18 protein-coding genes are annotated in these 23805 nt (G+C 61.9%); 7 read left to right on the plus strand and 11 right to left on the minus strand.

Features of this window, described 5'->3' with window-relative positions; translation table 11 throughout:
- Positions 1-91 precede the first annotated feature (91 nt).
- The 3 genes from mksF to mksB are packed head-to-tail and all read right to left on the minus strand — an operon-like array spanning position 92 to position 4903.
- Positions 92-2932, minus strand: coding sequence for an Mks condensin complex protein MksF (gene mksF / locus DNK50_RS07000; RefSeq protein WP_099583898.1), 2841 nt, complete (start codon positions 2930-2932; stop codon positions 92-94).
- On the minus strand, positions 2929-3636 hold the full coding sequence (mksE, locus tag DNK50_RS07005) for an Mks condensin complex protein MksE (protein ID WP_065923985.1): 708 nt from the start codon (positions 3634-3636) through the stop codon (positions 2929-2931). The genes mksF and mksE overlap by 4 nt, the downstream gene beginning before the upstream one ends.
- Positions 3626-4903 carry an Mks condensin complex protein MksB gene (mksB, locus tag DNK50_RS07010; RefSeq protein WP_053134085.1) on the minus strand — a complete coding sequence of 426 codons (1278 nt, stop codon included), beginning with the start codon at positions 4901-4903 and terminating at the stop codon, positions 3626-3628. The genes mksE and mksB overlap by 11 nt, the downstream gene beginning before the upstream one ends.
- Positions 4904-5090: 187 nt before the next feature.
- Between mksB and DNK50_RS07015 the strand changes: the two genes are divergently transcribed.
- Complete coding sequence (locus DNK50_RS07015) at positions 5091-5834, plus strand: SPOR domain-containing protein (protein WP_112193293.1); 744 nt, start codon at positions 5091-5093, stop codon at positions 5832-5834.
- A complete protein-coding gene (gene rimI / locus DNK50_RS07020) occupies positions 5827-6279 on the plus strand; it encodes a ribosomal protein S18-alanine N-acetyltransferase (RefSeq protein ID WP_099583901.1) in 453 nt (150 codons plus the stop codon). Before DNK50_RS07015 ends, rimI begins: the two co-directional genes overlap by 8 nt.
- 60 nt (positions 6280-6339) lie before the next feature.
- Here the strand turns inward: rimI and DNK50_RS07025 are convergent, their stop codons facing one another.
- Entirely contained in the window at positions 6340-6744 is a 405-nt protein-coding gene (locus DNK50_RS07025) for a serine kinase/phosphatase (RefSeq protein ID WP_112193295.1), read from the minus strand.
- A gap of 139 nt (positions 6745-6883) precedes the next feature.
- On the opposite strand from DNK50_RS07025, the gene can reads away from it, so the two are divergent.
- The gene (gene can / locus DNK50_RS07030) at positions 6884-7528 is read left to right on the plus strand and encodes a carbonate dehydratase (RefSeq protein ID WP_099583903.1); all 645 of its coding nucleotides are present in this window, start codon (positions 6884-6886) and stop codon (positions 7526-7528) included.
- On the opposite strand, the gene DNK50_RS07035 is transcribed toward can, so the two are convergent.
- From DNK50_RS07035 to DNK50_RS07050, 4 genes are all read right to left on the minus strand, one after another.
- Positions 7525-8049: an SET domain-containing protein-lysine N-methyltransferase gene (locus DNK50_RS07035; protein ID WP_112193297.1), complete on the minus strand. Its 525-nt coding sequence runs from the start codon at positions 8047-8049 to the stop codon at positions 7525-7527. The genes can and DNK50_RS07035 overlap by 4 nt on opposite strands.
- 147 nt (positions 8050-8196) lie before the next feature.
- Positions 8197-9366, minus strand: a complete 1170-nt coding sequence (locus DNK50_RS07040; RefSeq protein ID WP_099583905.1) for a hypothetical protein — start codon at positions 9364-9366, stop codon at positions 8197-8199.
- Positions 9367-9487: 121 nt separating this feature from the next.
- A complete protein-coding gene (gene acpA, locus DNK50_RS07045) occupies positions 9488-11188 on the minus strand; it encodes an acid phosphatase (RefSeq protein WP_112193299.1) in 1701 nt (566 codons plus the stop codon).
- 101 nt (positions 11189-11289) lie between these two features.
- Positions 11290-12708 (minus strand): short-chain fatty acid transporter, encoded by a 1419-nt coding sequence (locus DNK50_RS07050; RefSeq protein WP_099583907.1) that lies wholly within the window; start codon positions 12706-12708, stop codon positions 11290-11292.
- A gap of 183 nt (positions 12709-12891) precedes the next feature.
- Here DNK50_RS07050 and DNK50_RS07055 point away from each other — a divergent pair, with 183 nt between their 5' ends.
- From DNK50_RS07055 to DNK50_RS07070, 4 genes are all read left to right on the plus strand, one after another.
- Positions 12892-14181 (plus strand): MFS transporter, encoded by a 1290-nt coding sequence (locus DNK50_RS07055; RefSeq protein ID WP_112193301.1) that lies wholly within the window; start codon positions 12892-12894, stop codon positions 14179-14181.
- Between the two features lie 121 nt (positions 14182-14302).
- Positions 14303-15523 carry a TolC family protein gene (locus DNK50_RS07060; RefSeq protein ID WP_112193303.1) on the plus strand — a complete coding sequence of 407 codons (1221 nt, stop codon included), beginning with the start codon at positions 14303-14305 and terminating at the stop codon, positions 15521-15523.
- Positions 15524-15541: 18 nt separating this feature from the next.
- The gene (locus tag DNK50_RS07065; protein ID WP_112193305.1) at positions 15542-16648 is read left to right on the plus strand and encodes an efflux RND transporter periplasmic adaptor subunit; all 1107 of its coding nucleotides are present in this window, start codon (positions 15542-15544) and stop codon (positions 16646-16648) included.
- 18 nt (positions 16649-16666) lie between these two features.
- On the plus strand, positions 16667-19801 hold the full coding sequence (locus tag DNK50_RS07070; RefSeq protein WP_112193307.1) for a CusA/CzcA family heavy metal efflux RND transporter: 3135 nt from the start codon (positions 16667-16669) through the stop codon (positions 19799-19801).
- A 66-nt stretch (positions 19802-19867) separates the two neighbouring features.
- Here the strand turns inward: DNK50_RS07070 and DNK50_RS07075 are convergent, their stop codons facing one another.
- From DNK50_RS07075 to DNK50_RS07085, 3 genes are all read right to left on the minus strand, one after another.
- A complete protein-coding gene (locus tag DNK50_RS07075) occupies positions 19868-21253 on the minus strand; it encodes a heavy metal sensor histidine kinase (RefSeq protein ID WP_099583912.1) in 1386 nt (461 codons plus the stop codon).
- On the minus strand, positions 21250-21924 hold the full coding sequence (locus DNK50_RS07080) for a heavy metal response regulator transcription factor (protein WP_099583913.1): 675 nt from the start codon (positions 21922-21924) through the stop codon (positions 21250-21252). Before DNK50_RS07080 ends, DNK50_RS07075 begins: the two co-directional genes overlap by 4 nt.
- A gap of 340 nt (positions 21925-22264) precedes the next feature.
- Complete coding sequence (locus tag DNK50_RS07085; protein WP_112196899.1) at positions 22265-23584, minus strand: OprD family porin; 1320 nt, start codon at positions 23582-23584, stop codon at positions 22265-22267.
- Positions 23585-23805: the final 221 nt, after the last annotated feature.

Consider the following 23805-nt stretch of genomic DNA (forward strand, 5'->3'; position numbering starts at 1 on the left):
GGCTATCGGGGGCTTGCCCCCGTGAGGCCGCCCAGACACAAAAAAGGCCCCTGGGGAGAACCCAGGGGCCTTTGCATTTCAGCCCAAAAAATCAGACCTCATCCAACTCCGGTTCATCCGCCTGCACATTCACCGTCGCCTTCACCACATCGTGACGACGGATGTACTTCCAATCCGCCTCATCAATGTAGATCCCGTTCGGGCCGCTGCCACCTTCCAGGTCAATCGCCACCTGGGCAGACACTTGCGGCTTCACACTCGCCAGAATCGGCACGAAGCCCAGTTGCAGGCTGGTTTCCAGCAACGCGGCCTGGTTCTTCTCGTCGATGTCCGCCGCTTCATCCAGGTAGTACGGCAAGCGCACACGCCCAGCCTGATCGCGGTCCATCAGGTGCAGCAACAAGTACATGTTGGTCAGCGCCTTGATGGTCATGGTGGTGCCGTTGGACGCCGCACCATCAATGTCGGTGTGAATGACCGGCTGACCATTTACCTTGGTGATCTCAAACGCCAGCTCGAACAAGTCCTTGAGGCCCAACTGGTTGTGGTTGGCCGCCACCAGACGCGCCAGATACTCCTTGGCCTCTTCGTTCTTGTTGTCTTGCTCGGCGCTCTGGCTGAGGTCGAACACCGACAGCGTTTCGCCTTCCTCGTACTGACCCGCACTGTGGATGATCTGGTCGATATGCTTGAGAGCTTCTTTGTTCGGCGCCAGCACGATGCGGAAGCTTTGCAGATTGGACACCTGACGCTTGTTGATCTCGCGGTTGAACAACGCCAACTGGTGCTCAAGGCTGTCGTAGTCGCTGCGGATATTGCGCAGGGTCCGAGCGATATCGGTCACCGCCGCGCGGCGCGCCTTGCCCAGCGTCAGCGCTTCATCAGTGCGGTGGGCGTAGGCATTGATCAGCAGTTGCAGGCGGCGCTCAACATCATCCTCGCTGTCGAACTTGGCCACGCCCTTGAGGCGCACCTGCGCATACAGCGCCTCGATCTGGCCGTCGGCGCGCAGCAGACCTTGCCAGCTGTCCTGATAGTCATTGAGCAACGGCAGCAGGTTGTCCATGGAGTCGTCGACCGGGTCCATGAACGGCGTGCCGAACGGCAAATCCGCTGGCAGCAACTGACGACGGCGCAAGGCGTCGTCCAGCGTACGTTGCTTGGCTTCCATGTCGCCAATCTGCCGGCCGACCAGTTGCAGCTTCGCCGACAGTTGTTGGACACGTTCGGTAAACGCATCGCTGGAGCGCTTCAACTCGTCCTGGGCAGCTTCCATCTGCGCCAGGTTTTCCAGCTTCTCGCCTTCTTCGGCGCTCAGGGTTTGCGCACGGCGGAAGTCTTCCAGGGCCTTTTGCGCGTCAAGCACCTGCTGGTACAGCGCCTCGGTCTGGGTCTTGCTCGCGGCGCGGTCGGACGCTACAGCCTGCTGCGTCTTGAGTTGCTTGAGCTCTTTTTCCAGGCGTTCCTTCTGGTCGCGCAATGCGGCGCGATCTGCCAGGGCCTGCAACGCCGGCGGCTCGATGTGGGAGATGTCGATGGACAGCCCCGGCACTTCAAAGCGCTCGCCCTTGAAGCCATCGAGGATCTGCTCCAGGGATTTGACCCACTGGCCGTCCTCGTCCAGCGTGATGCCATGCTCACCCAACGGCAGGCTGAACAACGAACTGTTGAACAGACGCATCAGACGCTCGACATCCTGCTGTGAGAATTCTTCCCGCAGTTTGGCGTAGCTGTTGTTGTCGGCGTGATCAAGCTGCTGTCTGACCGACTTCAAGCGTTTTTCCAAGTCGCGCAGACGCTCGTCCAAGTCTTCGGCGCTGAACTGACGTGACTGCGCCAAAGCGCCCGCCAGCTCATCGTGGGCATCCTTGGCTGCCAGCAGTTGCTGTTCCAGCACCTTCACGTCATCCACCAGGGCAAAGCGATGCTTGAGCACCGACAGCTCGCCTAACCAGCGCTGGATGCCGCTGATCTCACGCTCCAGGCGCATCAGCTCCTGGGTGCCACCGCGCTGATCGTTCTGCAGCGCGTCTTGCTCGTTGCGGTAGTGCTCGGCCTGGATGGTCAGCTCTTCCTTGCGTGCACTGGCGTAATCGGACCAGGTGCCCAGCAGCGAGTCCAGCAGCGGCGACAGGCGATGCAGTTTGCCGCGCAAGCTGTCGCGCTGGCGAACGCCATTGGCCAACGCTTCGACCAGCGGACCCGCGGCGACCAGCGAGTTGTAGTCCTGCTCCATGCGTCGCACATCGCGAAAGGCTTCTTCGCACGCAGCGATGTAATCCACGCTACCGGAACGCAGGCTGTGTTCGAAGGCATCGAGGAACAATTGCTTGAGCTTGGCTGCGGTGATTTCGCGCATGTGCAGCAGGTTGATAAACAACGCACGGAAGGTCTTCAGGCTCTGCTCGCTGGTGGAGCGCAGCGGGATCAGCGTCAGGTCCAGCGGGATCGAGGTGTGGCCGCCCACCAGCAAACGCCGCAGTTCATCCGGCTTGAGTTCGTAGGCTTTGAGGCCTTCGCGCTCAAGGTTGGTGAACAGCTCTTTCTGACGCAGGCACGTGTCGTTCTTTTGGTAGTGCGCCAGGTCCAGCTTGCCCGCATAGGCGAAGAACTGGTGACCGAAACCACCGCCCGGGCCGCGCCCGACCACGCCGATCACATGCGGGCCGTGGGGCAGGGAGACTTCCACCAGGATGTAGCTGGTGTCGGTAGCAAAGTAGAAGCGCCGCGATTGTTCCAGGGTGTACTTGCCGAAACTCATGTCCGACATGCGTGCCAGGATCGGGAACTGCAAGGCGTTGATCGACGCGGATTTACCCAGGTTGTTTGCGCCATACACCGACAGCGGTTCTTCCAGCGGGAACAACCCCAAGCTGTAGCCGGCAGTGTTCAATAGGGCGAAGCGGCGGATGCCGTAGCGTTCCTTGCTCATGCGTCGGTCTCCTGTTCTTCGGCAATGGCGCGGGCCAGTGCGTCTTCTTCGCTTTCGTCCGCGAAGTCGCTGAGGTCCAGCGGGTCATCGGTCTTCAGCAGTTTTTCATCGCTGTCTTCGTCGATGATCACCGGCACCGGCAGTGGCAACACGCTGTGCACGCTGGCCGCCAGGTCGCGGTCCTGCTGCACCGACAGGCACACGTCGAGGAAACGGTGCATCGGCGGCAGGAAGCGATAGATACCGTTGTCCTCGCTGGCAAAACCCAGCTGGGTCATGCGGCGCATGATTTTTTCTTCGAGTTCTTCCTGGGTCTGCACTTCGGCCTGGATAAACAGGTCGCGGTATTTTTCCAGCAGGGACGGCAGCTCGTCGCGGCCCAGGCTGCCACCGTCGAGCACGGCGATCGGGTCGCGGCCCTGATCGGCCAGGTGCTCGACGATGATGAAGGTGAACAGCGCCAGGCGCTGGGCGGTCTTGTTCACCTGCGCGCTGGCGATGGCGGAGTCCGGCACGAAGTAATAAAAACCACGGGTGTCGCATACCAGCTCAAAGCCCAGGGCCTTGAACAGCGTGCGGTACTGGTCCTGGAAGTTCGACAGTTGTGCGTACAGCTCCGGGTCGCGGCGGCTGACGTGGTAACCCTTGAACAGCTCGCGAAAGATCGGCGCCAGCTGGGACAGTTCGGATAGATCAAGATGCATAAGGTGTACTCGCAGGATGCTCGGCGGCGTCGGTGCCGGCCGGGAGCAGGGCGAATGAGCGCAGGCTGACCTGGTGCTCGTGTGTGTGGTAATCGCGACGTTCCAGGCGTTCGCGCTTGAAGCGCTTCTCACGGGACAGTCGGGAGAACCAGTACAGCAATTCGTCGGTGGCGCCGTCCGGTTCCTGCTCCAGCAGCCAAGTCATCAGGTCCGGCATCGGCAGGGCGTCTTCGCAACGCTCCAGCATTTCCTTGACCGTACGTGGCGCACGCTGGGCTTCGCCCTTGTGGGATTTGTGCGCCTTGGGGAACCGTGCCGGTTTCGGCTCGAAATTCGCCAGGGCATATACATAGGCTTCCACCTGACTCGCGCTACCAAGGAAGGTACTTTGCGGCCGGGTGAACATGGGCATGGCGGCCTGGGGTACCGCATCCAGGCCTTTGCGGCGGATGGCCGACAGCGCCAATGCCGCGCCACGGGTCACGGCGTTGTGCCGGCGCGCTTCTTCACGCAGCGGCAACAGCAGCTCGCGGGCATGACGCAAGGTCAACTGGGCGCTGGTCTGCATTTCGAGGATGCGCGCGTGGGTGCGCAGCAGCATGTCGTCGTCCACCAGGTGGCCAAGACGCTGTTGCTCGGTGAGCATGCGCAGCAGCACATTCTCGACCTTGCGCACGCCTTGCTCGAAGGCGCCGTCGGCGTTCACCAGTTGGATCATGGGTTCGACGTATTCGTCCCAGGTCGCCAGCACTTCGGCGTAACGCTGGCGCAACGGGATCTGCCGGTCGCTGGTCTTGGCACGGTCTGCCACGGCCGCGAGGGCTTGTTCGTCGTTGGCGAGTTTTTTCAGCACATCCCGCACGCGCATATCCAGCAGGCGCAGCTGGCGGGCCAGGTCGTGGCCGTCACGGATGTCGAAGGCGTCCTGGATATAACCGGCCAGGCGCTCAAGGTGGCGCAGGTAGGCTTCGATTTCCAGGCACAGGCCAAGCCGGTGCTCCTTGCGAAGATAAGCCAGGAAATCGTGGATCTGCGCGTTGAGCTCGAAACGGTTCGGGCTCTTGGCGACAGGCACCAGGATATCCAGGCGAATCCACACGTCCAGCAGGCTGGTGATGTCCTGGGGCGTGCTGTCCAGTTGTTGGGCGGCCAGTTGTGCGCGCAGCTCGCTCAGGCTCAGGGTGCCTTGGTCGAAGTGTTCGCACAGTGGCTCAAGTAAGGCCCAGTGTTCGGCGAGGGCGCGCAGGACGCGCTTGGGTTCGATCATGGGAATGGCCGGCTGGTTGGCGATTAAAAGTCGCGATTGTACTGCATCAAGCGGGGGATTTATCCACAGCCGGTCAGTGCGCAGTGGGCGATTGTTACCGAACAGCGGTAGAATCCCCGCTCTTTACTTATCCACAAGTGGCCGAGCTGTGCTTATCGAGTCCCGACGTCGCGCTTACTTGACCGCCATGCAGGTGGTCAACTGGCTGCCCCGCACCGAACTGCCGTTTGCCGCGCCGTCGCGGCCCGAGCTGCTACAGGCGCTTGAGCCCGATGAGGCGCTCCAGACCTCGGGCGAGGAGGCCGCCGCACCGGTGGCGGTGGTCAAGCCGCAGCCGCAGGCGCGCCCGGCGGTCGAGCGCACCAAGATCGAAGTGCCACGCCCGTCGCCGATAGCCAAGCCCGTGGTCGCCGAGGCGCAGGCCCCGGTGGTCAAGACCCCGGCAGTGCCGCCGCCACGCTTTGCCCTGCAATTGCTGCGCGCCGGGCGCTGCCTGCTACTGGTGGAATTGCCCACCGGCGAGCGTTTCCAGACCCGCGATCCCGCTTATATGTTGCTCAAAGACATGCTGCGCGCCGCCGGTTTGCCCGACAGCCCGCAAATCGTCGGTGATCCGGTGCGCTGGCCGCTGTTGGTGCGCGGCACCATGGACCAGGGCCCGGAAGCGGCGCGGGATTTTGTGCAGAGCTTTGTCTCGGCGCGCCTGGAAGACGAACCCTGTGTGTGCCTGTGGCTGATCGGCCTGCCCGCCGTGCGGTTTGCCGGTGAGGCCAATGCCGAGTCCTGGTACCGCGAACTGCAGGTCGAAGGCCTGGGTTCGGTATGGGCCCTGCCGGGCCTCGAATTATTAATGGAAGAGCCACAGCGTAAGGCTGATGTCTGGCAAGCCATGCGCCGGCTGATGGCGCGCTGGAAAACAACCGATGAGTGAGGCTTTATCCTTCCGCCCGATGACCGAGGCTGACCTCGACGCCGTGCTGAAAATCGAATACGCGGCGTTCAGCCATCCCTGGACCCGCGGCATCTTTATGGACGGGCTGGGCAAGTACCAGATCTGGCTGATGTTTGAAGGTGAGCAGCAGGTGGGTCATGGCGTCGTGCAGATCATCCTCGACGAGGCGCATTTGCTCAACATCACCGTCAAGCCGGAAAACCAGGGCCGTGGTTTGGGCTTGAGCTTGCTCGAACACTTGATGTCTCGGGCCTATGAGGCCAAGGCGCGGGAGTGTTTCCTGGAAGTGCGCGACAGCAATACCGGCGCTTTTCGCTTGTACGAGCGCTATGGCTTTAACGAGATTGGCCGTCGTCGGGATTACTACCCGGCTGTCGGTGGTCGCGAAGATGCGGTCGTCATGGCCTGCACCCTCGTCGACTAAACGTTGAAACCCATGTGGGAGGGGGCAAGCCCCTCCCACATTTTGTTGAACCGCATTTCTTCAGCGGTTGCCGTCTACCGGGTCGAGATCGGCCAACTCCGCCTCATCCAACCCATTCCCGCCGCCAATCGCATCTTCATCCACGATACTCAGGTCGTAGTCCGCAGGATTATCTTCACCTTCCTCCCGGACATCCCGCGCACCATCCTCATGGATCAGGGTTTCCGGGCTCATATCGTCATCGGTAGGCTCGTGATCATCCGTCGAAGCCCCTGTCAGACCGGCTTCACGCACCCGTTCGGCGGGCATCAGTTGCTCGCGTTGACGACGTGGGATCTCATCGCCGATCTCCGCCGTCGGTTCCTCTTCGTCAAAATCCAACTCGCGCATCGACCCCATGCGATCTTCGTTATCGTCAATCGGTTCGGGCTGGGTAGCGCCGTAGGGACGTCGTGATTCAGTCATGGCCAATCCTCATACTGTGGGGCTTATAGTGTGTGGACAGGCACGGCGCGCCAAAGATTCAAGCTAATTTGCGCATCGCGTGACCTGGACGATGGGTTGTCAGTCACAAAACTGCGCATCATTCCTGAGGCTTTCCCTGATGAACGAACTACAAGACCTGCTTGATAACAACGAACGCTGGGCGGATGCGATCAAACAGGAAGATCCCGAATTCTTCGCCAAGCTCGCCCGCCAGCAAACCCCGGAATACCTGTGGATCGGCTGCTCCGACGCCCGTGTGCCGGCCAACGAGATCGTCGGCATGCTGCCGGGTGATCTGTTCGTGCACCGCAACGTGGCCAACGTGGTGCTGCACACCGACCTCAACTGCCTGTCGGTGATCCAGTACGCAGTCGACGTGCTGAAGGTCAAACACATCCTCGTCACCGGTCACTATGGCTGCGGCGGTGTGCGGGCGTCGATGCAGGATCGCCAGTTCGGCCTGATCGACGGCTGGCTGCGCACCATTCGCGACCTGTATTACGAAAACCGCGACGTGCTGTCCCAGTTGCCGACCGAAGAAGAGCGCGTGGACCGCATGTGCGAGCTGAACGTGATTCAGCAGGTGGCCAACGTCGGCCACACCAGCATTGTGCAAAACGCCTGGCACCGTGGGCAGAGCCTGTCCATCCACGGCTGCATCTACGGCATCAAGGATGGCCGCTGGAAGAGCTTGAACACCACCATCAGTGGCTTCGAGCAACTGCCGCCGCAATACCGCCTGCGTCCACTGGGCGAAGCCTAAGGCCGTTTACGCATCCGCCACCGGGCCATGAAGGCCTGGCCTTCGGCATTCAATGGTTCCTGGCTGCCGGTGATCCAGCCCCGGCAGTTCAGCTCGCCGCATTGGCAAGCGAACTGCCGGAACAGCACATCTTCAGTGCTGGCGTAGTCCAGGGTCAGCCAGGCACCGGCGGCGATGGGTTGCACGGTCCAGAGCTCCAGGTACGTGGTGTCGAAGAACACATTCGGGTTGCACGAATGCTGTAAGAGGCCGCAGAACCAACAGTCGTACAAGTGGATGCGCGGGGACAACTGCAGCGTGTGCAGGCGTCGTTCGCCCACTGCGTAGCCGGAGACAATGGCAATGCGCGTGCGGCCGTCCAAGGCTGTGCGCGCCTTGATGCCACCTCCCGCGTCATTTGCGGTGCGTACGACCTTGAACTGCTCGGACGAAGGGTAGCCCTGTTCAATTCGCAGCGTCTTGAACGGGTATAAACATTCACTTGCAGCAGTTCTAGCCTTATCCATGGCTTGAGTTTTCATAACTCTCCTTGGTTAGGCTGCATCGACCTGCGGGTGGTGTCTGACGGCCAGTCTTGCAGCGGATGGGCGCGGCTCAAGACTCGCTTAAGTTGGATCCGATTTCTACTGTCAAATATGACAGTAGAAACGGGTTCTTTTTTCTGCGCTTTACAACGCAGGCTCCGTGATCAGGGGGGCAGGAGCGGCGTTCTTCAGCTGTTTCAACTGAGTTTTGATCGCTGACGTGGCGCACTTGGCGTTGGCCTGCTCCGGGCTCAGTTTGCGCACCGAGGTGTAGAACAACTCACAGGTCTGCTCTTTGCGCGTCACCTGCCAGGTATTCATGCAGGCCTTGAGCAGCACATTCGGGTCGCTGGCCGGTTTCTGGCCCATCCCGGCCTGCCAGCAGGCGGCGCTGAGATCCTGGCCCATTACTTTCAAGCCCGCCTCGTCGGCCTTTTGTTCGTTGCCGTCGTAGGTCTCGGGGTCGGCGGCGTACCAGATATAGCTTGGGTGGTTGGCGCCCAGTACCGATACGGCTTTGCCCTCGATTGGGTTTATTTGCGCCAAACCCAGTACGCCTACGGTTTGCCCGTACTGCTGCTTGATCCAGTTACGCACCGGCGCGCCGAACGCCACCATTGGCAGCGAGCCGTCGGGCAGCAGGCTCAGTTCCTTGACCATGCGTGTTTGGTAGTCGGTGAAGTAGCTGTAGATGCCTTCCAAGTCCTTGCCGGCGTTGGAGGGGGCGGCGATGGGGGCGATATCGATGATGGTCTGGTAAGCCGGGGTTTCGGTGGCCGGCACGCCGTTGCTGGTGAGCAAGTCGGCCCAGCGATCCGTGGTTTTCGACTCTAGGTAATCCTGCGCCTGAGTCAATGAATAGTCCGGCGGGAAGTGCAGCAGCTCAATACTTTTACGGTTTTCCAGGGCCATGCCCAATGGCAGGAACAGGTACCAGCTGTAGGCCCACTTGCCGTCGCTGTTGAGCTTGCTGGCGCCTTGGTAAGCCAGGTCTGCAGTGTTGAGCAACGTCGTCAGGGGTTGGCCATAGCTGTCGGGAACGCCGCTGAAGGTTGCCACGACTTGGCCGTCATGGCTCTTGACGCTGACCTTGGCGCGGCTGTAACCGTCGCGCACCAGGCTTTGGTTCAGATAGTGCTCGGCGGTCTGCTCCAGCGTCCAGGGACGAAAGCAGATCACATTGCAGTTGTTGGGGAACGCGAACAGCTGGGTAACCCGTTGCGTGCTACCCAGTGGTACGTCGACATCGGCGTGTACGACTGCACTGCACATCAGTGCGGCCAGGACGAGGGAAAGCCCGGTCGGTTTGAACATAGTTGATTCCTTGTCAGCGAAAGCCCGTCTGCGCGGGGTGAAAGCCCACCTCCTCACAGTAGCGGTTGACCAGGAAAACCGCGTGCTAAATCGCTGGGCGTGTCGCTATTGGATAAGAAACCTACAGGTTGAACTGCAAGGCGTTGCTCAAATCGCCCATGGGTTTCTGGCCGCGGGCGATCATCGCGTCATCGCGCTGCTTGAGGCCGTCGAGGGTCTCCAGTTGGAAGACCCGGGTGATCAAGCGCAGGATCGACGCGGTGTCGTACACCGTATGGTCCACCGTGCCTTTACGTGCGAACGGCGACACCACCAGCGCCGGAACCCGCGTGCCAGGGCCCCAGCGGTCGCCTTTGGGCGGTGCGACGTGGTCCCACCAGCCGCCGTTTTCATCGACGGTGACGATCACCACCATGTTTTTCCACTGCGGGCTGTCCTGCAGCACCTTCAATGCGCGGGCGATATGGCGGTCGCCCGAGGCCACGTCGGCGTAACCGGCATGCATGTTCAGGTTGCCCTGGGGTTTGTAGAAACTCACGGCCGGCAGCTTGCCAGCCTGGGCATCGGCGAAAAACTTATTGGTGCTGGACTCATCGCCCAAACCGCCATCGCGCAGGCGCTTGTCACGTTCTGCACGGTTCTCGGGCCCCTGTTTTTTGAAATAGTTGAACGGCTGATGGTGGTACTGGAAGTTCGGGATCTTCGGAATGCCCCCCGAATCCTTGAACTGATCCAGCGTCGCCTGCCACGCGCCGGCATACCAGGCCCAGTCGACGTTCTTTTTCGACAGCTTGTCGCCGATGTGTTCGTGGGTCTGCGGCACCAGCACGTTGGGCAGGTCGGGTTTGGAGTAATCCGGGTTCTGCGGGTCGCGAATCCACGTCGGCCAATAGGGCGGGGCCAGGGTATTCACGGCGAAACCGTCCGGGGTCAGCGCGCTGGGGCCGAACTGCGGCGGGCCAGTCATGGCGCTGGCCGGGGATTTTTCGAGCGGTTTGAGGCGGGTGTCGGTCGGTTCATCGCTTTGCAACGTGGCGATCTGCGCCTTGGCCACCGACGCGGCTGCATTCGGATAAACCGGCGCCGTGGCGCTGATCAGGTACTGATGATTAAGGAACGAACCGCCGAACGCACCCTGGAAGAAGTTATCGCAGAGCACAAACTCCTTGGCCACGTCCCACAGACGCAGGGAATAACGGCTTTGTGCGTAACGGCCCATCACCAGCCCGCCGGAATCCGCCCAGGCGACGAAGCCATCGTTCTTGCCGCCGTTGATCTGCATCTGGTTCTGGTAAAACACGTGCCACAAATCGCGGGTGACCAGGCTCAGCGGCAGGTCCTCGCCACTCGGACCCTTGAGGTCGAAAGGGGCGTTGGGCAGGTTTTCCTGGAATTGCACTTCGCTGGGGTACGTCACCCCGTCCACGGTTTGCGGGCCGACTTGCAGTACGCCGCCCCAGGCCGGTGGCAGCGTGCTCAATAAGCTGCCATCGCGGTCGCGTTGCTGGGTGTCGGTTGCGGACAGCGCGGAAAGCGGTTTCTCAACACCTGGGAAATCCGCAAACAGGTTGTTGAAGCTGCGGTTCTCGGCATAGATCACCACCACGGTTTTCACCTGGTCCTGCAAGGCCTTGTCCAATTCCTGGGGCGTGAGTGGCCGTGCTGCAGGTTTTCCCGGCGCGTCACTGGTGTGGCCGCAGGCACTCAAGGTCGCCCCCACCCCCAACACAGCCGCGCCTCCCAGGAAGCGCCGCCGGCTGCTGTCTACCGGCGGATTGGATGTGGAACATGGGGCGGGGCGGTCTTCGTGCTCGTCACTCATTGCGGGGAGTCCTTGCTGGCGAGTTGTTGCAAGATATTTCGCAGGACGGTAGCAATGCAATGTGACGGAACGAAGACAGGCATTAGAGCAACCGCCGTACCCTATGGCATCACCGGCGGCAGATACGTCAACGTCGTCCCCAACGCCCACAACAAAAACAGCACCAGTGGCGTGTGCACCAGCAATTGCACAAACGAAAACCCGATCAGATCCCGCGCTTTGAGCCCCAACACCCCGAGCAACGGCAGCATGTAGAAAGGGTTGATCAGATTGGGCAGCGCTTCAGCCGCGTTGTAGATCTGCACCGACCAGCCCAGGTGGTATTGCAGGTCATTGGCCACTTGCATCACGTACGGCGCTTCGATGATCCACTTGCCGCCGCCCGACGGGATAAAGAAGCCCAGCACCGCCGAGTACACGCCCATCAGCAGCGCGTAGGTGTCGTGGGAGGCGATGGAGGTGAAGAAGGTCGAGATATGGTGCGCCAGCGTCTGGCCGTCAGCGCCTTTCACCACCGTCATCAGCGCCGCAATCGAGCCGTACAGCGGGAATTGGATCAGCACGCCAGTGGTGGTCGGCACCGCCCGCGCCACCGCATCCAGGAAGCTGCGCGGGCGCCAATGCAACAGCGCACCGACCATGATGAACAGGAAGTTGTAAGTGTTGAGCCCCGAGATGGCGCTGATCGCCGGTTTGGTCGAGAACTCGTGGAACAGCCAACCGGCCGCCAGCAGTGCCAGCAGGATGGTCAGCAGCGGACTGTGTTCCAGCCATTCGCCGGGGCGCGTCGGGGCTTGCGGCTTGGGCAGGTTGAAGGCCGGGTCGACGCCGCAGGCCTTGGCGTCACGGGCGCTGTTCGGGCCGGGCGCGGTGGCGTAGGCGATGATCAGCGACACCACGATCAGCGCCAGTAACAGCACGCCGGATTGCCACAGGAAGATGGTCTCGGTAAACGGGATCATCCCGGTGATCGCCAGAATCGACGGCGGCAGGCTGGCCGGGTTGGCCTGCAACTGCGCGGCCGACGACGACAACCCCAGCGCCCACACCGCACCGAGGCCCAGGTAGGCCGCAGCACCGGCGGCGCGGTAGTCCATGCGCAAATCCGTACGCCGGGCCAGCGCCCGTACCAGCAAGCCGCCGAATACCAGGGACAGGCCCCAGTTGAGCAGCGAGGCGACCATGGAAATCAACGCCACCCAGGCCACGGCTGAACGGCCGTTTTTCGGGATGCGTGCCAGGCGGTCAATCAGCTTGACCGCCGGCGGCGAACTGGCGACGACGTAACCGCCGATCACCACAAACGCCATTTGCATGGTGAACGGGATCAGGCTCCAGAACCCATCGCCGAAGGCCTTGGCGGCCTCGGTGGGCGCTGCGCCCATGCCCAGGGTCGCCACGGCGACGATGATCACCGCGAGCGCGGCGAACACCCACGAGTCAGGGAACCAGCGTTCGGCGAAGTTGGAGCAACGCAGGGCAAATCGGGCATAGCGGCTTTCTTCGATAGCATCGGCCACGGGTCGTACCTCTTGTATTTATTATGGGCGGCAGTTTTCGCGCATGTTCCTCCACGGCCATTGATATGGGAATGCAGTTATCTTCATCGATCCATGAGGAAAACAAATATATCTGCGGCGATTGCCATCAACCGGCTCAGCTCATAACCTGCACGCCATTTTGTTTGTCTGCCGAGCCTCAACATGACTGCCACCTTTTCTTCACAGGCGCAGCGTTTTTCCCGCTCCGACTACAAAACCCTGGGCCTGGCCGCCCTGGGCGGTGCCCTGGAAATCTACGATTTCATTATTTTCGTGTTTTTTGCGCTGACCCTCAGCCAACTGTTTTTCCCCCCGGAAATGCCCGAGTGGCTGCGCCTGCTGCAAAGCTTCGGCATCTTCGTCACCGGCTATCTGGCGCGCCCGCTGGGCGGAATCCTGATGGCGCACTTTGCCGACCACCTGGGGCGCAAGCGCGTGTTCAGCCTCAGCATCCTGATGATGGCGTTGCCGTGCCTGCTGATCGGGATCATGCCCACCTATGCGCAAATCGGTTATTTCGCCCCGCTGATCCTGCTCGCGCTGCGCGTGCTGCAAGGTGCGGCGGTGGGCGGCGAAGTGCCGAGCGCCTGGACCTTCGTCGCCGAGCACGCACCGCGCAATCACCGTGGCTACGCGCTGGGCTTTCTGCAGGCCGGTCTGACCTTCGGCTACCTGCTCGGCGCCTTGACCGCCACGCTGCTGGCGCAAGTTTTCACCCCGGCCGAAATCCTGGATTACGCCTGGCGTTTTCCGTTTCTGCTCGGCGGTGTGTTCGGCGTGATCGGCGTATGGCTGCGTCGCTGGCTCAGCGAAACTCCGGTGTTCCTCGAAATGCAGGCCCGCCGCCAGGCCGCCGCTGAACTGCCGCTGCGTACCGTACTGCGTGACCACCGCGCCGTCTTGTTGCCGGCGATGATCCTCACCTGCGTGCTCACCTCCGCCGTGGTGGTCCTGGTGGTCATCACCCCGACCATGATGCAAAAAACCTTCGGCATGAGCCCCAGTCACACCTTCGCCCTGAGCGCCTTGGGCATCGTGTTCCTGAACATCGGCTGCGTCCTCGCCGGCCTGCTGGTGGACCGCATCGGCGCCTGGCGCGCGGTGCTGGTCTACAGCCTGTTGCTGCCAATGGGCATCGCGTTGCTGTACGCCAGCCTGATCAATGGCGGCGTGTGGCTGGGCGCGGCGTACGCCGTGGCGGGCTTGAGCTGCGGCGTGGTGGGCGCGGTGCCGTCGGTGATAGTCGGGCTGTTTCCGGCCCAGGTGCGGGTGTCGGGGATTTCCTTTACCTACAACATTGCCTACGCGCTGTGGGCGAGCACCACGCCGTTGATGCTGATCGCGCTGATGCCTACCAGCCCGTGGATCTGCGTGGGGTATTGCGTGGTGATGGGGGCGGTGGGCGTGACGAGTGTGGCGCTGTTTGGCAAGCGCCACACATTGGCTGCCTGAGGACCCGCTCGGAAGTGCCAGAGCCCTTGCTGTCGATTTTGTAATCTTTGCTCCACCGCCCTGATAAGTCGCGAGCGCTACATTGCCTGCGCTTGGACCTCATGGCCGTGGAACTCTTGTTATGGCAATTTCCGTTAAAAAACTGGTCGGGGCGACGCTGCTGTGGGCGGCTGCCAACGCCGCCCTGGCGCAACCCCTGACCCTCGATTCCGCCCTGCAAACCGCCTTCGCCAACAACCCGGACCTGGCCGCCGCGCAATGGGAAATCGACATCGCTGCGGGCGGTCGCCAACAGGCTGGGTTGATCCCCAATCCGGTCGTGTCCTGGGACGCCGAAGACACTCGCCGCGACTCTCGCACCACCACCGTCAAACTCAGCCAAGCCCTGGAGCTGGGCGGTAAGCGTGGGGCGCGCATCGATGTCGCCAGCCGCGCCCAGGACGCCGCCGCGCTGACCCTGGAACAGCGCCGCAACACCCTGCGCACCGAGGTGATCGACAGCTATTACGCCGCCCTTCGCGCCCAGGAACGCCTCGACTTGGCGCAACGTTCACTGGCCCTGGCTGAACGCGGTCTGGTGGTCGCCAACGGCCGCGTCAGCGCCGGCAAGACATCACCGGTGGAAGCCACCCGTGCCCAGGTGCAGTTGTCGCAAATCCGCCTGGAACTCAACCGCGCACAGATCGGCCTCACTGACGCGTATCGCCGGCTGGCCGCCAGCACTGGTAACGCCGCCGCCGACTTTGACGCTGTCGCCACGCCAAGCCAATCCACACCGGCCCTGCCGCCAGCCGCACAGTTGCTGGCACGCCTTGAGCAGACCGCTGAGCTGCGTCTGGCCGAACTGCACATTCAGCAAAGCGAGGCCAGTGTGAGCCTGGAAAAAACCCAGCGCATTCCCGACCTCGATGTGTCCATCGGCAGCCAATACGACGCCAGTGTGCGCGAGCGCGTGAACCTGGTGGGCGTGTCGATGCCGCTCCCGCTGTTCAACCGCAACCAGGGCAACGTGCTCGCCGCCACCCGCCGTGCCGACCAGGCCCGTGACCTGCGCAATGCCGCTGAGCTGCGCCTGCGCACCGAAACCCGCCAGGCCCTTGACCTGTGGCAAGCCGCTAATACGGAGGTGCGCGCGCTCAACCAGCAGATCCTGCCCGCCGCTCAAAGTGCGGTGGATGCCGCCACCCGTGGCTTCGAGATGGGCAAGTTCAACTTCCTCGACGTGCTCGACGCCCAGCGCACCCTGATCGCGGCGCGCACCCAATACCTCACGGCCACGGCCCAGGCCACCGACGCCTGGCTGCGCATCGAACGGATTTACGGCGACCTCGCCCGCTTCTGATTTTTCCTGGAGTCCCCTATGAATAGAAAACACGGCGTGGCGCTTGCCGTCGCCTTGGGCCTGATGCTGTCCAGCCTGGCCAATGCCGAGGAAGAAGAAGGTGCGCTCGAACTCACCGCGCAGCAAATCGAGGCCGCCGGCATTCAACTCGCCCAGGCCCGACCACGGCCCATCAGCACCTTGCTGACGCTGCCGGGAGAGGTACGTTTTGACGAAGATCGCACCTCCCACATCGTCCCGCGTGCCGCCGGGGTGGTTGAGTCGGTGAAGGTCAATCTCGGTCAGTCGGTGAAGAAGGGCGACCTGCTGGCGGTAATCGCCAGCCAGCAGATTTCCGATCAGCGCAGCGAGTTGGCCGCCAGCGAGCGCCGGGTCGAACTGGCGCGCACCACCTTCCAGCGCGAACGCCAGTTATGGCAGGACAAGATCTCCGCCGAGCAGGATTACCTGCTGGCGCGCCAGGCCCTGCAAGAGGCCGAAATCGCCCTCGACAATGCCCGCCAGAAGATGACCGCCCTGAGTGGCAGTGCCGTATTGGTCGGCGGCAATCGCTACGAACTGCGTGCGCCATTCGCCGGTGTCGTGGTGGAAAAGCACCTCGGGGTTGGCGAGGTCGTCAGCGAAACCAGTAACGCCTTCACCCTCTCGGACCTGTCCCAGGTGTGGGTCACCTTCGGCGTATTCCCCAAGGACTTGAACAAGGTACGCATCGGCAAACCGGTGACCGTCAGCTCCACGGAACTGGGCACCGACGTGCGCGGCACCGTGGCCTACGTCGGCAGCCTGCTCGGCGAACAGACGCGCACCGCCACCGTGCGCGTGAGCGTGCCCAACCCGGACGACGCCTGGCGCCCAGGGTTGTTTGTCACCGTGCAACTGGCCACGGACACCGCCCAGGCCAAGGTCACCATCCCTCAGGAAGCGATCCAGACGGTCGAGGACAAGCCCTCGGTATTCGTGCGCACGCCAGGCGGTTTTATCACCCGCCACCTTGAGCTGGGCGTCAGTGAGAACGGCTACGTCGAAGTGCGCCAGGGGCTGGCCGCCGGCGAGCAAGTGGCCACGGTCGGCAGCTTCATCCTCAAGTCCGAACTGGGCAAAGGCTCGGCCGAGCACGCCCATTGATCCTGCGAGTGATTCCCCATGTTTGAGCGCCTTATCCAATTCGCCATCGAGCAGCGCATCATCGTGCTGCTGGCGGTGCTGTTGATGGCCGGTGTCGGCATCGCCAGCTATCAGAAATTGCCCATCGACGCAGTGCCCGACATCACCAACGTACAGGTGCAGATCAACTCCGCAGCGGCCGGGTTTTCGCCGTTGGAAACCGAACAACGCATCACCTTTCCCATTGAAACGGCCATGGCCGGGTTGCCGGGCTTGCAGCAGACGCGTTCGCTGTCGCGCTCCGGGTTGTCCCAGGTCACGGTGATTTTCAAGGACGGCATCGACCTGTTCTTTGCCCGCCAACTGGTCAATGAGCGCCTGCAAGTGGCCCGCGAGCAATTGCCCAGTGGCATCGAAACGGCGATGGGGCCGATCTCCACCGGGCTCGGGGAAATTTTCCTGTGGACCGTGGAAGCCAACGACGGTGCGCTCAAGGATGACGGCACGCCTTACACGCCGACAGACTTGCGCGTGATTCAGGACTGGATCATCAAGCCGCAACTGCGCAACGTGCCGGGCGTGGCCGAGATCAACACCATTGGCGGCTTTGCCAAGGAATACCAGATCGCCCCTGATCCCAAGCGCCTGGCGGCCTACAACCTGACCTTGAGCGATCTGGTCACCGCGCTGGAACGCAACAACGCCAACGTCGGCGCCGGTTATATCGAGCGCAGTGGCGAGCAATTGCTGATCCGCGCACCGGGGCAATTGGCATCCATCGATGACATCGCCAACATCGTCATCACCTCTGCGGACGGCACGCCAATTCGTGTGCGCAACGTGGCCCAGGTCGACATCGGACGCGAGCTGCGCACCGGCGCCGCTACGGAAAACGGCCGTGAAGTGGTACTGGGCACGGTGTTCATGTTGATCGGTGAAAACAGCCGCAGCGTGTCCCAGGCCGTGGCGAAAAAACTTGAAGAGATCAACCGTTCGCTGCCCCAGGGCGTGGTGGCCGTCACCGTTTACGACCGCACCAACCTGGTCGAAAAAGCCATCGCCACCGTCAAGAAAAACCTTTTTGAAGGCGCGCTGTTGGTGGTCGCGGTGCTGTTTCTGTTCCTGGGCAATATCCGCGCGGCGTTGATCACCGCAATGGTGATTCCCCTGGCGATGCTGTTCACCTTCACCGGCATGTTCACCCACAAAGTCAGCGCCAACCTGATGAGCCTCGGCGCGCTGGATTTCGGCATCATCGTCGACGGCGCGGTGGTGATCGTCGAGAACGCCATCCGCCGCCTGGCCCATGCGCAACAGCGCCATGGCCGTCTGTTGACTCGCAGCGAGCGCCTGCACGAAGTGTTTGCCGCCGCCAAGGAAGCACGGCGTGCGCTGATCTTCGGGCAGTTGATCATCATGGTCGTCTACCTGCCGATCTTCGCCCTCACCGGTGTGGCCGGGAAGATGTTCCACCCCATGGCCTTCACCGTGGTGATCGCCTTGCTCGGCGCGATGATTCTGTCGGTGACCTTCGTACCGGCGGCGATTGCGCTGTTTGTTACCGGCAAGGTCAAGGAAGAGGAGAACCTGGTGATGCGCAGCGCACGCCGGGTGTACGCGCCGGTGCTGGATTGGGTGATGACGCGACGTGCGCTGGTGTTCGGTCTGGCACTGTTGAGCATCGTCGCTTCGGGCGCGGTGGCCAGCCGCATGGGCAGTGAATTCATCCCCAGCCTCAGCGAAGGCGACTTCGCCCAACAGGCCCTGCGCGTGCCTGGCACCAGCCTCACGCAATCGGTGCAGATGCAGCAGCAGCTTGAGAAGGTGTTGATGGCCCAGGTGCCGGAAATCGAGCGAGTATTTGCCCGCACCGGCACCGCAGAAATTGCCTCCGACCCGATGCCGCCGAATATTTCCGACAGCTACGTGATGCTCAAGCCGAAGGACCAATGGCCCGATCCGAAAAAGTCCCGCGAGGCGCTGATCGCCGATATCCAGCGCGCCAGTGCGATCGTGCCGGGCAGTGCGTATGAGCTGTCGCAGCCGATCCAACTGCGCTTCAACGAGCTGATTTCCGGAGTACGCAGTGACGTGGCGGTGAAGGTGTTTGGCGATGACATGGCGGTGCTGAACAAGACTGCCGGGGAAATCGCCGAGACCTTGCAGAAGCTCGATGGCGCCTCAGAAGTGAAGGTGGAACAGACCGCCGGTTTGCCGGTGCTGACCATCAATATCGACCGCGACAAGGCGGCGCGTTTTGGCCTGAATGTCGGCGATGTGCAGGACACCCTCGCGGTGGCCGTCGGTGGGCGCCAGGCCGGTACGTTGTATGAAGGCGACCGCCGTTTCGACATGGTCGTGCGTTTGTCCGACGCGCTGCGCACCGATATCGACGGCCTGTCACGGTTGCTGATTCCGCTGCCGGCGCAGGCCTCCGGGCAATTGGGTTTTATTGCCTTGTCCCAGGTTGCCAGCCTGGACCTGGTGCTCGGCCCGAACCAGATCAGCCGCGAGAACGGCAAGCGCCTGGTGATCGTCAGCGCCAACGTGCGCGGGCGCGATATTGGCTCGTTCGTGGCAGAGGCCGAAGCGGCGATCACCGGCCAAGTGAAAGTACCGGCGGGCTACTGGACTTCCTGGGGCGGCCAGTTCGAACAGCTCAAGGAAGCCTCCGAGCGCTTGCGCATCGTGGTGCCGGTGGCGCTGCTGCTGGTGTTCGGCTTGCTGTTCATGATGTTCAACAACCTCAAGGATGGGCTGTTGGTGTTTACCGGGATTCCGTTCGCGTTGACTGGTGGGATCATGGCCTTGTGGCTCAGGGATATTCCGCTGTCGATCTCGGCGGGAGTGGGCTTTATCGCGTTGTCCGGTGTGGCGGTGCTCAACGGTCTGGTGATGATTGCCTTCATCCGCAACCTGCGCGAGGAAGGGCGTTCGTTGTCGGTGGCGACCACCGAGGGTGCGCTGACCCGACTGCGCCCCGTGTTGATGACCGCGCTGGTAGCGTCCCTCGGGTTTATCCCCATGGCGTTGGCCACCGGCACCGGGGCTGAGGTGCAAAGGCCGCTGGCAACCGTGGTGATCGGCGGGATTATCTCCTCGACGTTGCTGACCTTGCTGGTGTTGCCGGCGTTGTACCAGTGGGCGCATCGCAAGGAAGAGGGCACGGCTTAAGGTGCTCAAGGTGCTTAAGGCGCTTAGGGTGTATTTTTTTTGTGGTGAGTGGGCTCACTACAACTGTCAGGGAAGCGGAAACACCAGGCTGAACCGTGTAAAAACGCCGGGCTGGCTGCTGACGTCGGCGTGGCCCTGATGCAAATGCATGATCGATTGCACGATGGCCAGCCCCAGGCCCGTGCCGCCTTCGGCGCGGGTGCGGCTGCTGTCGGCGCGGTAGAAGCGTTCGAACAGGTGCGGCAAATGGTGCGCTTCGATGCCGCGACCGGGGTTGCCCACCGACAGCGCGACGCTCTGGTCGTAGGTTTCCACCAGCAGCAACACACTGGCGCCGCTCGGTGTATGCCGAATCGCGTTGGACAGCAGGTTGGAGATGGCGCGCTGGATCATCAGGCGATCCCCGGTCACCCAGGCGTCGCCGCGCAGGCTCAGGGTGACTTGCTTGTCCTCGGCACTCAGGGCGAACAGTTCAATCACCCGCTGCGCTTCGTCACCCAGCGATACTGCCCCAAACTCGGCGCGTGCCGCCGGGTGGCTGACCTGGGCCAGAAACAGCATGTCGGAAACGATGCGCGACAGGCGTTCCATTTCCTCGGTGCAGGACTCCAGCCCGGCCTTGTAGTCTGCCGAAGGCCGCTCGCGAGACAGCGTCACCTGGGCCTTGCCCATCAGGTTGGTCAACGGCGCGCGCAGTTCGTGGGCCAGGTCGTCGGAGAATTGCGACAGCTGCTGTACGCCGGCATCCAGGCGATTGAGCATCACGTTGAAACCCTGGGCCAACTCGCCCAGTTCCTTGGGCAGGTTATCCACGGACAAGCGATGGGTCAGGTCCTGAGTGGTGACCTGGGCGGCCACATGGCTGAACTGCTTCAACGGTGCCAAGCCGCGCTGCACCAGCCACCAGGCGCCCATGCCGATCAGGATCAACAGCAACGGCACGGCGATCACGGTGGAGCGCAGGTAGGCGCTGAGCAACGCTTCATCGTCGGAGCGGTCCAGCGACAGCAATACACGCACATAGTCGCCACCGCGCAGGGGCATCACGTGGGTGGCGGTGAGGATGCGATTGTCGCGGCCGTCCACCCAATTCACGTAGGCCAGGTTTTTGCCGGCGGGTGCGTCGAGCAACAACGGCTGCTGGGGTTTGGCCCCCACGCTGAGCAGCACCGGCGCGTCAGGCTGGGTGCCGGTGATGGTCAGGTAAATATTGTCGTGGCCCATCACCAGGTCCAGCAACGAATGGGGGCGGGCGGCGATGTCGTGGGGTTTGAGGTCCTGGCGCAGGCTGTGTTCCAACTGCTCCATTTTGTTTTCCAGGCCCTTGCGCGCGAGGTTTTCCAGCTCGTGGGTCAGGGCCAGGTAGGCGAGGGTCGCGAGCAGCACCACCAGCCCTGCGCCCATCAGGCTGACCGTCAGGCCCAGGCGCATCGACAGGCTGCTGGTCTTCATTGGCGCGCTTCCAGCACATAACCCACGCCGCGAATGGTGTGGATCAGCTTGACTTCGCTCTGGTCGTCGACCTTGCCGCGCAGGCGGCTGATGGAGACTTCCACCACGTTGGTGTCGCAATCGAAGTTCATGTCCCACACCAGGGAAATGATCTGCGTGCGCGTCATCACTTCGCCGGTCTGGCGCATCAACACATGCAGCAGGGCGAACTCCTTGGTGGTCAGGTCGATGCGTCGGTTGCCGCGATAGGCACGATGCCGACGCGGGTCCAACTCCAGGTCCGAGACGCGCAGCACGTCCGGCAGCGGGATATGTTCACTGCGCCGCAGCAAGGTGCGCACGCGGGCGAGCAACTCGGGAAATTCGAAGGGTTTGACCAGGTAGTCGTCGGCGCCCATGTCCAGGCCCTTGATCTTGTCGGCCAGGCGTCCGCGCGCGGTCAGCATCATCACGCGCTGGTTGCCCTCGCGGCGCAGTTGCTCCAGCACGTCCCAGCCATCGGTGTTGGGCAGGTTGACGTCGAGGATCACCAGTTCATAAGTGTTCTGCCTGGCCAGGTGCAGACCGTCGATGCCGCTGGCGGCGCAGTCGACGACGTAACCGCTTTCGGTCAGGCCTTGCTGCAAGTAATCGGCGGTTTTCTGCTCGTCCTCAACCACAAGGATACGCATGGGGATTTACCTTCAAGGAAACGAAAGGAGATGGCCTCATAGAGGCGCTGAGGGGTCTGTAGGAAAACTCTGAAGCCTGAAGTAGCTTTAGGGTCAAGGCAGGTCAGGCCGCTGCGACGATTCGTCGCTGGATGCGCGCACAAAAAAAACGCCCCAAACGGGGCGTAAAAAATCATCTCTGTTCCAAAGGAGCTACACAAAAGCTGCAGAGATGAAGTGTGTTCGATGTGCAGTATAAAAAGTGCAACTTAACGAGAAGGTGAGGCCGATATTACAGTTCTGACAGACTTCAACTTGTTAATAGATGTACGGCATTGGCAAGTGAATGTAAGTGGACCACCTAAAGCACGGCCAACGGATACTCGACAATCACGCGAACTTCTTCCAGGTCTGATTCGAATGCACTTGAGCGCACGGTGGCCTGGCGCAGCCTGAGGGATAGATCTTTCAAATTGCCACTTTGCACCACGTATTTGGCTTCGATATCCCGCTCCCAGCGGCGTTGATTGGTAAGCGGGTCGCCGGCCCCGTCGCGGCGCATGTACACCGCGTTGGCGTTGCTGTAATCGGCACCGGTGCCTTTGGCGTAGCGGGTCATGAACGACAGGCCGGGGATGCCGAAGGCGTGCATGTCCAGGTCATAGCGGACCATCCACGAGCGTTCCTTGGGCGAGTTGAAGTCGCTGTACTGGATCGAGTTGTTGAGGAAGATCGAGTCCGAGTTGCGCAGGTAGTCGAAGTCGTCATCGCCGTTGTTGCGTTGATGGGACACGGCGAGGCTGTGAGCGCCGACCTTCGCGCCGAGCCGGGCACTCCAGATGGTGTTATCGAATTCACCGAGCAGTTTTTTACCTTCGTCCACCGCCTTGTAGACGTTGACGTCGCCGAACAACGAGACGTCGTCGCTCAGCGGGTAACTGGCGGCGCTGCCTGCGTAATACTGGTTCCACGCGTCCTTGAGGCGGCTGCCGTACAGGCTCAGGCTGAGGTGTTTGTTGAGCTGGTAATCGCCGCCGCCATAGGCGATCCAGGGCGAGTCGACGGGGCCTGCGTAAAACGTTGCGAAGCCTTTGTTCATGCCGCTTTGGGTGGGTTGGCTCATGCCGTCCAGGCGCCCGCCCTGCAAGGTCAGGCCGTCCAGGCTGGTGTTCTGCAAGGTCACGCCGCGAAAGCTTTCCGGCAGTACGCGCGAATCGCCGTAGGCCACTACCGGTGTGAGCGGGAACACGTCGCCGGCCTTGACCACCGTGTCCAGCACGCGCAGTTTCGCCGCGCCGCCGACTTTGCTGTAGCTGTCTTCGGGATGGTTGTTGCTGTCCACGGGCATGACCCCGAACGAGCCTTTGCCGCCGCTGCGACCGGTGCCCGAGTCGAGCTTCACGCCGATCATGGCAAACGCGTCCAGGCCAAACCCCACGGTGCCTTGGGTAAAGCCGGACTCGAATTTACCGATCAACCCCTGGGCCCAGGCCTCGGAATAGCCATTGCCGGTTGGGCTGGACTGGCCCTTGCGGTCGTCCCGATTGAAGTAAAAATTGCGTGCGAGCACATTGATGCTGCTGCCTTCGATAAACCCTTCGGCCTTGTCTTCCACGGCCACAGCGGCCAAGGGCAGCGCGGCGCACAGTGAAAGGGGAAGGCTGTAATAACGGATGTGCATGTTTCGCTCCTCGGTATTGGCAGTGATCAGCTTCTTATGGAGGTGGGCGTTCTTATTGATCTGGCCCGGGCTGATAGTTGCAAACCGTGGATAACGATCAGGTGGCTTGAACATTACAATTCTGGAAACTCACCGGCATCTAACAAATAAGTAATGTTCTGGTGAACCTCATGACAGGGTGCGCTGGTTAGTCTCGGCACTGAACTTTCAGTCGAGGAATC

The organism is Pseudomonas sp. LG1E9, from assembly GCF_003290225.1.
In the GTDB taxonomy this organism is placed as follows: Bacteria; Pseudomonadota; Gammaproteobacteria; order Pseudomonadales; family Pseudomonadaceae; genus Aquipseudomonas; species Aquipseudomonas cyclaminis.